Consider the following 7,201-nt stretch of genomic DNA (forward strand, 5'->3'; position numbering starts at 1 on the left):
CACCTGAGCGGTGTTCTGCTGTTCCGGTAACTTTGCTTCCACGCAAATCTGGATGGAGTAGGAACCGTCTTTGCGCTTGACCAGAGTGGCCGTTCGCGTCAGCGGACCGGAGGTCTTTTTGGGATTGGAGCCTGCCAACTGTTCTCTCTGGTAATGACCAATCGCCAGCTCAAAGCGTTCTCGACCCTCCACCGTGGTGAGCGACACCGTCCAGTCTTTCTCGCGAAACGAAAAGATACGAGCGTCGTAGGTAGCGAAGCCACCCTTGTTCGCGTTAGCGTCGCGTAGCGACAACGCTTTGACCGGGCGGTTTTTCTGTTGTGCCACCTTGCGAGCAGACGCTACCCGTCTGCATATCTGTTGGTCGCGTAAGCGGGACGTAGTCCTTGCCAAATTACTGGACAAGCCGAAACGGGCACGGATTTCGTAGTAGCACAGGGATTGGAGTTTCAGTGGGTTGACGACTTTCTCGGGTGTGTTTTGGTTGACCCAGTTCAAGGCTTGGCCGTTCGCGTTAGCGTCGCGTAGCGACAAAGCATCCAATGTCTCGTCCAATTTGGCGGCTTGCGACTGGGACACCTTGAGCTTGCAAGAAACGGTCAGGACTTGGGTCATAGCCTTATTGCATTTTACTCACATTCCTCCCGACCCTTGCCCTGTGGGCAGAGAGCGGGGCTCCTGCGGTTTCTAGCTGACGGGCCAGCCAGGCGGTCAACTCTTCCGAGCTGCTGAAGTCCAACAGAGCTTCCCCCAGCGCCTCCAGTTGTGACGTTGACAAAGCCCAAATCTTATTCTCAAGGGCCGGGTCAAGGGATCCCAACTTCCGCCTGAGCAGCCGCAAAACCAGCGTTGCTTCCCCGTGTTGCAATCCCTGTTGTAATCCTTGTTGCAATCCTTGTTGCAATCCTTGTTGTAGCCCTTGTTGAAGGCCCAGTTGTAGTCCTTCTCTGCGTCCTTCTTTGCGTCCTTCTTCCAGTCCCTCTCGCAGAGCTTCTGCCCGCCACTCTTGGTAGATCACCGATTCCCTCATATCCAAAGACCTCATGATCTGCCAATCAAACCCCGATCCAATGCTAGTCCCGCCAAGACGGCTGTTGCGGCTGCCAATTCCCTTCTCTCACTGGGGTCTGCCAAGCTCTCTAGCTCACTGACCACCTCTCGCAAGGTTTCTGCTGGATCTTCCACCTGGCTTAGAACCCGAAACGGTAGCAGGGCTTGCCGATCCGCTCCGGCCCTCAAATCGCATTCCCACAGGCGGACAACATCAAACTCATGGCTCAGCCTCTCTAGACGAAAAGAGGTCTGGAAAACTCGCTCCGACCCCGTTTTGCGCAAGTCAATCGCGTTAGCGGTGCGGAGCACCTTGACCACCTGCTGCACCGATAGGTGAGGATACCTCCGATAGAGTCGGAGCCGAGCCACTTCTCCCATGAGCCAGCGGGCAAACTGCTCTGGGAAACGCTCGGCCAGATATTTGCAGACGTTGTCATAGGCCATGTCGAGGTGGATCCCTGGAATTAGCGACCGCCCACGGTAATGGAATCTACCTTGATGTGAGGCTGCCCGACGGTGACGTAAATGCTGCCACTTACAGAGCCACAGAACCCGGCTGCCAAGCTGAGGTCTTTGGAACACATGGAGATTTTGGTCAAGATGTCTTTGGCTTCTCCGATCAGGGTGGCTCCCTTGAGGGGTTTGGTAATCTTGCCGTTTTCGATGAGATAGGCTTCTTCGACGGCAAAGTTAAATTGCCCGGTTGGGCCGACGCTCCCTCCCCCCATACGCTTGCAGTAAATGCCTTTGTCGATAGAAGCAAAAAGATCGTCCAATTCTGCATCTCCGGGGGCAATGTAAGTGTTGCGCATACGGCTGGCGGGGGCAAAGGTGTAGTTCTGTCGGCGACCGCTGCCGGTGCGGGGGTGGCCGGTGCGCAGTGAGCCGGCCCGGTCGGCCAGGAAGTTCTTCAAAATGCCCTTTTCAATTAGCAAAGTGCGCTGGACCGGCATGCCCTCGTCGTCCACATCCAGGCTGCCAAAGGCCCCTTCAGAGAGACCTTCGTCCCAGGCGGTGAGGTTTTTGTGGGCAATTTTCTGGCCTTTTTTGTCGGCAAAGGGAGTGGTTTTGCGCTCAATCTGGGTGGTTTCCAACAAGTGGCCGCAGGCTTCGTGGAAGATAACGCCGCCAAAAGCGTTGGACATCACAATCGGGTAGGTGCCGGATTCCACGTAGTCGGCATAGAGCATCTGGCCGGCGGCTTCTGCCAGCTCCCGGCTGTGGGCCTCCAGATCCCAGCGGCGCAAAAAGTTGGGATCCCCCGTACCGCCGGAGCGTTGACTGACAGAGGCGCGATGGGATCCATCGGCACAGAGCAGCGTAGAGCTCACGGATTGGGTGAGGCGCACATCCCGCACAAAGGTGCCATCGCTGCAGGCCACCAGAATCTCTTGCCAATCGCGGAAATAGGTGGTGCGGCGGGACTGCACATGGCGGGCTTGGCGACCCAGTTGCTCGTTGGCTTTGAGCAGGATCTCCCCCATCTCCGCAATGGGGCTACATTCCTTCAACCAGCCATCTTTGCGGCGACGCTCGCCGTAGTCCTGCAGCATCTCCAGGTTGATGGCAGAAACCAGCGCTGTGGGGCCAGGAGGGGTGAAGCCCATCAGCGAAAGGCCCTTCTCCAGAGCAGCCTTGAGACCGGCAAAGGACAGATCGTTGGTGCTGACGTAGCAGTCGGCCAAGCCGCGAAACACCCGCACGCCGGCCCCGGTGGAGAGCCGTGGGGTGATGCTGGTGATGGCGTCATCTTCGGCCAGGCAACTGATGGAATTGCCCCGTTCTAGAAAAATCTCCACCAAATCGGCACCGGCAGCGCGCCCCCAGCCCAACAGGGCAGAGAGGGGATCCCGCCAATCCTCGTCGAAGCGCTGTAGAGTATGACGGTAGTTCAGGTTGGGCAGTTCTTTGGACAAAAGCAGCATGGCAGGCTCAGGGAGTAGAGACGAGCTAAGGCCGGCGCAAGTTTTCGTTTTCTCAGTTTAACAAGGAGTAAAGGTTCTCCCCTGCCGGCAGGTTGGCCTTGAGCTTGACAAGGGCGGGGGAGCAATCGAAGATCGCTGCACAAGGAAACCTCGACTTGCAATGGCTGCCAAGAAAAAACCGCCGGAGCTTCAGCCCAGCCTGTTTGACGATCCCATCGAGCCGCCAGCCCCGGCGGAGGAGACACTCCCCCAGTGGGATCAGATCCCCCTGTCGGCCCAGGTGTCCATCCCCCCCGGCACTTACAGGGATTTGGAGCAACTGAAGCAGCATTGTTTGGTATGCCAGCGCTGCGACTTGGCAGCCAGCCGTACCCATGTGGTGGTGCATCGGGGCAACCCCAAGGCAAGGATTTTAATCATCGGAGAGGGGCCAGGGGAAAGCGAAGACCTGCAGGGGCTGCCTTTTGTGGGCAAGTCGGGACAATTGCTGGATAAAATCCTGGCTTCGGTGGGGCTGGATCCCGAGCAGGACACCTACATCTGTAATGTGGTCAAGTGCCGCCCCCCTAACAACCGCGTGCCCACCCAGGAGGAGATGGACGCCTGCCGTCCCTATCTGTTGGAGCAGATTCGCCTGGTGGATCCCTGGATTATTCTGCTCACGGGGGCCACCTCGGTGCGCTCCCTTTTGGGCGAGAAGCGAGGGATCACCAAGATCCGCGGGGAATGGATCCAGTGGCAGGGACGCTGGTGTATGCCCATCTTTCACCCGGCTTATCTGCTGCGCAACCCAGACCGCACCCCCGGCAGCCCCAAGTGGTTGATGTGGCAGGATATTCAGGCGGTGAAGCAAAAGTATCTGGAACTCACCGGCACAGCACCGCCCCAGCCCAACTTTTGAGCCCATTTCCCCAAGCGCCCCTCCTCCCAAAGGAGAGCAAGGGATCCCTACCTTGGCTGATCCCCAGGTTTGAACCCAGTCAAGAGGCCAAAGCGGAGCAAGCCGGTGGCATAAGCCTGACGCATCAGGCCCAGCCCCAGCGCCCCGCGAACGGTAACCCAGCCGCTGCGCAGCAAAGCCCAGATCCAGCGCCAGTCGCGGGCAGAAGCGATCACCTCATCCCAGAAAGGGGCCACTCGCTCCGACCAGTCGGCGCTGCGCACCTGCTCAAAGCCCACCTGTTGGGCCAGAGCCTCGTAGCTGGAGAGGCTGATCACATAGGGCAGGCAGTACACCTCGTAGATTTTCTGCAAAAGCTGTTGATCCTGCTGGCTCAGGGATCCCTCGCGGTGGCACCAGGTTACCACCATCACCTGCCCGCCCGGTTGCAAGACCCGCCAGCATTCGGCCAGAAACTGCTGCTTATCCGGCATGTGCTCGCCGCTTTCCAGAGACCACACCAAATCGAAGGTGTTGTCTGCAAAGGGCATCTCCAGGGCATCGGCCACCTGAAATCGCACCTTGTTGCTCAGGCCGGCCTCTTGGGCGCGCTCCGTAGCCCGCTTGGCTTGGACGGGGCTGAGGGTAATGCCCGTAACCTGTGCCCCAAAGCGCCGGGCTAACTCCAAGCTGCTTCCCCCAATGCCACAGCCAAGATCAAGAATGTGCTGGGGAGGGCAGGGATCCCCGATCTGGCCCCACTGGATAACCCTATCAATCAAGTCAATCTGAGCTTGGCGGCGATCCTTACCGGTTTGGCCCGGCTCGTAATAGCCATGGTGCATGTGCTCCCCCCACACCCGCTCCCAGAGGCCGGAGGAGGCATCGTAGAAGTGGCGAATGCGTTGGTTGAGGGTGGAGGTCACGGCGGCAGATCTCGGTCTATGGCTTTCTCATTTTGGATCCTCTTGCCCGGTGGGGCTTGATGGGGAGGTCTTGAAACCCGATTCGCGCCAGCCGGACGGAGCCATAGTAACAGACCCTTTCCGGGCTCACCTTGGAGCAGAAAGCGATCCCAGCGCCCAAACCAACCGCTGCACAGCACTCAAGAGCACCAGAATCGCCATCAGCCCAAACAAGCCCACCATGTACTCCGGGAAAAGGAAAAACAAGCCGTAGAAAAAGATGGTTTCGCTGCCCTCGATAAGCCCCGACGGCATACTTAAGCTGGTCAGTTCATCCAGGGATCCCGCCCCGACAGTGCCATCCGTCCTTGTTGCTCCGCAACGCTGTCGCGAACGCCGTTTTTCCAACAGCCCTGCCAAATACATCCAGGAGCAAAGGTTGATGTAAAAGCTGGCCAGCATCAGAGCCAGAGAAGCATAGCCCAGCAGGGATCCCTGGTGAAAGGCCAGCCCCAGGGGAACGACCGCGTAGACCACCACATCCAGCAGCATATCCAGGTAGCCCCCCAGATCGCTCTGCCGCCCCTGCAGACGAGCCAACGTGCCGTCCAGCCCATCCATAAACCGGTTCAGCAACCACAGGCCCAGCCCCCACCCGTAGGCCCCGTAAGCTGCCGCTGTCCCAGAGGCCAGGCCCATGGCAAACCCCGACAGGGTAATGGCTAGGGGATGCACCTGTTGGAGAGGGGTTTGCAGCACTGGAGCCAACAGCCGCTCCTTCCACTGCCTAAGCACCTTATCCAGCAAGAAACACTCCTTTCTTATTGCTCTGCAACGCTGTTGCCGATGATCACCACCGGCTGGGATCCCAGAGGCCAGAGGCACAAAACCTCTGGATTCAATTTTCTTGCTCCGCACCGCCAACGCGATGGAAATCATCATCCCAGAATCATCCCAGATGATGAGAATGCTACTGAAGGGAGGTCAGAGCAAAGTGCTGTGCCTACGGCAAAGGAACCGCACCGCTGTTGCGAATGAAGCGGATACCTACGCGGAGTATGTTTGCTCTGGCCCCTTTCCTCTACCGGAAGTGCTGCGGCAAGCCTAGGCTGGGACAAAGCCTGTGGGTAAACTAAAGGTTAGGCTGGGTAGCCTATCGCCTGGCGGACTGTGTGCTCCTTAACTCGGTGTTCGCGGCACCTTTTTCTCCCTCAACTCCAACATACCTACGAGCGAGTCCATGAGCGAGACCCCCACTTCCCCAGCAGAAGCGTTCGCGGCACCAGAGCCGGTCATGGCCATCACCGGCCTGACCAAAACCTATCGCACAGGATTTTGGCTGAACAAGGTGGTCAGCCCCCTCAAAGATTTTTCTCTGACTGTGGCCCGCGGAGAAACCTTTGGGCTGCTGGGGCCCAACGGGGCCGGGAAAACCACCACCATCAAATGCCTACTGGGCATTGTGGAGCCCACCCGCGGCAGCGGCACTTTGCTGGGCAAACCCCTGGGGGATCGCTCCATCAAGCAACAGGTGGGATATTTGCCGGAGAACCCCTATTTTTACGATTACTTGACGGCATGGGAGTTTCTCCAGTTTGCCGGCAAGGTGTTTGGTCTGCCCAATAGCCTGTTGAAGGAGCGGATCCCGCAACTGCTGGAGCTGGTGGGGCTTTCTATAGATACGGCCCGCAAAAAACAACTGCGCACCTACTCCAAGGGCATGCTGCAGCGCACTGGCATGGCCCAAGCGCTGATCAACGACCCAGAGCTGGTGTTTCTGGATGAGCCGATGTCGGGACTGGATCCCATGGGCCGCTATCAAATGCGCGAGATCATTCTGTCCCTCAAGCAGCAGGGCAAAACGGTGTTTTTCAACAGCCATATCCTGGCGGATGTGGAAGTTATCTGCAACCGAGTCGGCCTGATCATCGGCGGCAAATTGGTGCATCAGGGAACTTTGGATGACTTGCTGGGAGAGAGCAAAAGCTATCGGGTACAGGGGCACGGTGGCGCCGTCGAACAGTTCCGCGACCGCCTAGAGCACTTCTCGATTCAGGGATCCCATTGGTCGGGGGAATGGAGTGGATCCCTACCGGAGTTGCTGAGCCTTTTGAACCAAGCGGGGGCAGTGGTGACAGATTTGCATTGGCAGCGGCAATCCCTAGAAGAGTTCTTTGTGGAGCAAGTGCGGGCCATTGAAGGGGATCATCCGGTCTCTGCCTAGGCTGGCCGTTTGCACTGGTGCTATGGAGAACCCCGAGAGCAGGACGGAGTTCTGCCCTGAGTATTTCCCAGTAGGGGACTCTGTGCTGATACATTTACGCTGAACACTGCTGAACATCACTGTTCAACTATGCAGCGATAGCACTCTGTTTGTTTCCAAACAGAATGGCGGTATCCCGCAAAGCTTTGAGTAGAATACCCAAAGCGCAGTTTCC

The 7,201-nt window shown here is 58.0% G+C and carries 7 protein-coding genes and 1 pseudogene; 2 read left to right on the plus strand and 6 right to left on the minus strand.

The features are described from left to right. The 4 genes and pseudogenes from NW839_RS12065 to NW839_RS12080 all read right to left on the minus strand — a co-directional run. A pseudogene (locus tag NW839_RS12065) lies at positions 1-615 on the minus strand (RNA-guided endonuclease TnpB family protein); the annotation flags it as partial. A gap of 4 nt (positions 616-619) precedes the next feature. Beyond that, on the minus strand, positions 620-1,045 hold the full coding sequence (locus NW839_RS12070) for a DUF4351 domain-containing protein (protein ID WP_414351649.1): 426 nt from the start codon (positions 1,043-1,045) through the stop codon (positions 620-622). Further along, complete coding sequence (locus NW839_RS12075; RefSeq protein ID WP_414331012.1) at positions 1,042-1,497, minus strand: hypothetical protein; 456 nt, start codon at positions 1,495-1,497, stop codon at positions 1,042-1,044. The genes NW839_RS12070 and NW839_RS12075 overlap by 4 nt, the downstream gene beginning before the upstream one ends. 20 nt (positions 1,498-1,517) lie before the next feature. Next, positions 1,518-2,978 carry a TldD/PmbA family protein gene (locus NW839_RS12080; protein WP_414351651.1) on the minus strand — a complete coding sequence of 487 codons (1,461 nt, stop codon included), beginning with the start codon at positions 2,976-2,978 and terminating at the stop codon, positions 1,518-1,520. A gap of 280 nt (positions 2,979-3,258) precedes the next feature. Between NW839_RS12080 and NW839_RS12085 the strand changes: the two genes are divergently transcribed. Beyond that, a complete protein-coding gene (locus tag NW839_RS12085) occupies positions 3,259-3,879 on the plus strand; it encodes a uracil-DNA glycosylase (RefSeq protein WP_414331024.1) in 621 nt (206 codons plus the stop codon). A 47-nt stretch (positions 3,880-3,926) separates the two neighbouring features. Here NW839_RS12085 and NW839_RS12090 read toward each other — a convergent pair whose 3' ends face one another. Next, positions 3,927-4,784: a methyltransferase domain-containing protein gene (locus tag NW839_RS12090; protein ID WP_414351652.1), complete on the minus strand. Its 858-nt coding sequence runs from the start codon at positions 4,782-4,784 to the stop codon at positions 3,927-3,929. A gap of 126 nt (positions 4,785-4,910) precedes the next feature. Then, positions 4,911-5,705, minus strand: a complete 795-nt coding sequence (locus NW839_RS12095) for a CDP-alcohol phosphatidyltransferase family protein (protein ID WP_414344860.1) — start codon at positions 5,703-5,705, stop codon at positions 4,911-4,913. 298 nt (positions 5,706-6,003) lie between these two features. Here NW839_RS12095 and NW839_RS12100 point away from each other — a divergent pair, with 298 nt between their 5' ends. After that, entirely contained in the window at positions 6,004-6,987 is a 984-nt protein-coding gene (locus NW839_RS12100; protein ID WP_414351654.1) for an ABC transporter ATP-binding protein, read from the plus strand. Positions 6,988-7,201 lie beyond the last annotated feature (214 nt).

This window comes from Synechococcus sp. R5-15 (genome assembly GCF_047462035.1).
GTDB lineage: Bacteria > Cyanobacteriota > Cyanobacteriia > Thermostichales > Thermostichaceae > Thermostichus.

Coding starts and splice junctions, on each gene's coding strand:
- NW839_RS12070 (WP_414351649.1), bottom strand. CDS start 1,045: ATGAGGTCTTTGGATATGAGGGAATCGGTGATCTACCAAGAGTGGCGG.
- NW839_RS12075 (WP_414331012.1), bottom strand. CDS start 1,497: ATGGCCTATGACAACGTCTGCAAATATCTGGCCGAGCGTTTCCCAGAG.
- NW839_RS12080 (WP_414351651.1), bottom strand. CDS start 2,978: ATGCTGCTTTTGTCCAAAGAACTGCCCAACCTGAACTACCGTCATACT.
- NW839_RS12095 (WP_414344860.1), bottom strand. CDS start 5,705: ATGATGATTTCCATCGCGTTGGCGGTGCGGAGCAAGAAAATTGAATCC.
- NW839_RS12100 (WP_414351654.1), top strand. CDS start 6,004: ATGAGCGAGACCCCCACTTCCCCAGCAGAAGCGTTCGCGGCACCAGAG.